Origin of the sequence: uncultured Thiodictyon sp., assembly GCF_903828115.1 — a bacterium.
Classification (GTDB): domain Bacteria; phylum Pseudomonadota; class Gammaproteobacteria; order Chromatiales; family Chromatiaceae; genus Thiodictyon.
In genome coordinates this window covers 1-2759 of sequence record NZ_CAIKKU010000115.1, presented here as the reverse complement: position 1 = coordinate 2759, position 2759 = coordinate 1, and the positions used below count along the sequence as shown (strand labels likewise).

4 protein-coding genes are annotated in these 2759 nt (G+C 66.7%); 2 read left to right on the top strand and 2 right to left on the bottom strand.

Going from position 1 to position 2759, the window contains the following annotated elements; genetic code table 11:
* Nucleotides 1–219: 219 nt before the first annotated feature.
* On the bottom strand, nt 220–1173 hold the full coding sequence (locus tag QZY48_RS04150; RefSeq protein WP_295428095.1) for a class I SAM-dependent methyltransferase: 954 nt from the start codon (nt 1171–1173) through the stop codon (nt 220–222).
* 74 nt (nt 1174–1247) lie between these two features.
* Nucleotides 1248–1736, bottom strand: coding sequence for a low molecular weight protein-tyrosine-phosphatase (locus QZY48_RS04145; protein WP_295428093.1), 489 nt, complete (start codon nt 1734–1736; stop codon nt 1248–1250).
* A 141-nt stretch (nt 1737–1877) separates the two neighbouring features.
* Here QZY48_RS04145 and QZY48_RS04140 point away from each other — a divergent pair, with 141 nt between their 5' ends.
* Nucleotides 1878–2033 carry a DUF6516 family protein gene (locus QZY48_RS04140; RefSeq protein WP_295428090.1) on the top strand — a complete coding sequence of 52 codons (156 nt, stop codon included), beginning with the start codon at nt 1878–1880 and terminating at the stop codon, nt 2031–2033.
* A 217-nt stretch (nt 2034–2250) separates the two neighbouring features.
* Complete coding sequence (locus tag QZY48_RS04135; RefSeq protein ID WP_295428087.1) at nt 2251–2586, top strand: TusE/DsrC/DsvC family sulfur relay protein; 336 nt, start codon at nt 2251–2253, stop codon at nt 2584–2586.
* The last annotated feature ends 173 nt before the right edge of the window (nt 2587–2759 follow it).

The window sequence follows — 2759 nt, the reverse complement described above, 5'->3', positions numbered from 1 at the left end:
TAATCGAATAATCCGACCACGATTACGACAACGACAACGACAACGACAACGACGCCCGGTCCGCGAGAAGTCCGGTAGCTGTGGGGTACGGGTCGCGTACCCGGCTCCGGCGGTCGTGGCTGCTTGGCGGGTACGCGATGCGTACCCTACGCCATGTGCGTTAACACATCAGTTCTGATCGCACCCGGGTTCATCCGTGCACCGCCGAGCCGTCCGGGATCAGGCCGCCGCGGGCCCCGCCGGGCCTTGCTCCCCCTCATCGCGCACCCGCAGCCAGATCCCGTTGCCGTAGCCCTGGTGGCCGCGGGCGACCCCGTCCCAGAGGGCATCGACCGCGCCGCGCAGTTCGGCGTCCCCGGCGATGAAGGTGCAGGGCAGGAGGATCTCGTAGCGCCGCCCCGCGTCGGCCATCAGCAGGACGGCCAGCAGGTATTGCTCCGAGTAGTAGTGGTCGTGCCATTGCGGCGGATAGTCCAGCGGCAGATAGATGTCGTCGATATACACGAGCACTCCGGCCTTGAGCCGCGGCAGGAGGTCGAGGAACACGGCGGTCACGTCGCTGTTCTGAAAACAGCGGTGCGAGCTGTCGATCATGAGGATATCGTTCGCCTCCAACGTATCGACCACGGCCGGGTCCAAGGCTTCCAGCGGCTCGCGGATGAAGGCGTCGCAGAGCGCGTCGACCGCGGCGCGGGGCTGGGGGTCGATGGAGGTGATGGACATCGCGAGCCCATGGTCGCGGCAACCGCGGCGGACGAACCGGGTGGAATGGCCGGAGCCGATCTCCAGGTAGCGCCGGGAGGCGAACAGGGCCGGGAAGGCGTAGAGGCTCGCGGCGTTCAGCCCACGGCAGAAATCGTTCTCCCAGATCGGTTCACCGACCGCGCCCCCGGTCAGGGGGACGCGCCCCAGGCCGACCGCAAAGGCCGGGAGTTGCGCGAGCAGGTGCGCGTAACGCTCGCGGCCGGTCTCCATGAGCCGGTTGAGCCGCGGGTGCGGCGGCGCGCCATAGCCCCAACGCGGGCGCGGCTGCACCGGATACTCGAGGAAGATCGCCTGGCCCCCGCTGCTCAGGACCCAGCGCAGCTCCTGGGCGGATCTGAGCCAGCGCAGGAAGGAAGAGCGCCGCGACCAATGCCGCAGCGGTGCCGAATCAAGAAGCTTGCCGAACATGGTGACCCCACTGCCGAACGCGAAACGTTGGATTGGCGCATCCTGCGTTGGTACACCCGGCATCCGCCCCGGGATCACAGGCCCCGGCGGGTGAGGTGGTCGAGCAGTCCACGCGCGGCGGTCTCCACCATGTCGAGGACCTGATCGAACCCCCGCTGCCCGCCATAGTAGGGGTCCGGCACCTCGCGGCGCTTGAGCTCCGGGGCGAAATCAAGGAACAGCGAGAGCTTGCGCTCCATCCCCGGCGGGCAGATGCGGGCCAGGCTATGGTAGTTGTCCTGGTCCATGGCGAGGATATAGTCGAAGGCCAGAAAGTCCTCGGGCTCCGCCCGGCGCGCGCGCAGGTCGCTGATATCGATCCCCCGCGCCCGCGCCGTCTCCTCCGCCCGTTCGTCCGGCGGCTCACCGATGTGGTAGCCGTGGGTCCCGGCGGAGTCGACCTGGATCCTCGCGGCGTAGCCGGCCTGCTGGACCAGGTGCCGGAAGACACCGTGGGCCGTGGGGGAGCGGCAGATATTGCCCATGCACACAAAGAGGACCTTTACGCGTGTCGTGTCGTTCATAACTATCTAATCTCGTGAGCCTTTCAGTTTCTGTCCGCGTGCCGGTGCCGCCCCTGGCAGCGCCAAGTCTGCCACCCGGGCGCACACCCCGGGGCGTCGTTGCCTCTCTTACAGAGCGACAGGCTACGGCCGAACGTTGGGATGGTAAAGACCCCTTGGTATCGGCTGCGCTACGACAACGAGCGGGGCAAGGGCGATCATAAGCACCTCGGAGACCTGGAGGTGCCCTATGGCTTCGTGTCGATCGAGCGGCTGATGGCCGGTTTCATCGCCGACGTGGAACGGTTGGGAGGTTGAGATGGCAAGCAAGGATTTGGTTCACTTGCGCGCGAATCTCGGGCATGATTGGGTCGGGTCCGCCCCCGCAGGCACCGATAATCGTTTTAGCTGACAGTTATTTACTAATTTGCCTGCGAGTGCCGGCGACGGCCCGGCCCCGCTGCCGGGACCAGCGGACCCACAAGACCACCCGCGAAGCAATAAGCATCCCACCCATGGGCGGAGGACAGTAACGATGATCACCCAGCAAGTCGCCGGTCGCGACCTGAACACGAAAGGCCACCTGGCCCATTTCGATCATTGGGATGAGGACGTGGCCCTGGCCCTGGCGGCGGAGGAGGGACTGACCCTGAACGCCCGCCACTGGTGCGTGATCAACTTCCTGCGGGACTACTACGGGGCCCATGAGATGCCCCCGACCCCGCGGGTGGTGTTGAAGGCCGTCGGCCACCTGATCTCCCCGCACGTCCCCTGCACCCGCCGCCACCTGGAGTTCCTGTTCCCGGACGGCGGCTGCAAGCAGGCGTGCCACATCGCCGGACTGCCGGACTATTACTGCCACGGGTGCTGAGCCACCCAGCCCGCCTTCAAGGCCTCGCTTTGGGGCGGGACGGGGCATTCGCCCCGTCCCGAACCTTGACACTGGTGGCGAATCCCTCCGTCCGCTCAGGCAGCCCCTTGCAGGGCGGCAAACCGTGAACACCGGGTGGGAGCGATGGGCGTCCCCGCCAACCAGTCGACGAC

What these genes read in the sequence shown, in the direction of transcription:
- QZY48_RS04135 (WP_295428087.1), top strand. Translation starts at nt 2,251, where the DNA reads ATGATCACCCAGCAAGTCGCCGGTCGCGACCTGAACACGAAAGGCCAC.
- QZY48_RS04140 (WP_295428090.1), top strand. Translation starts at nt 1,878, where the DNA reads ATGGTAAAGACCCCTTGGTATCGGCTGCGCTACGACAACGAGCGGGGC.
- QZY48_RS04145 (WP_295428093.1), bottom strand. Translation starts at nt 1,736, where the DNA reads ATGAACGACACGACACGCGTAAAGGTCCTCTTTGTGTGCATGGGCAAT.
- QZY48_RS04150 (WP_295428095.1), bottom strand. Translation starts at nt 1,173, where the DNA reads ATGTTCGGCAAGCTTCTTGATTCGGCACCGCTGCGGCATTGGTCGCGG.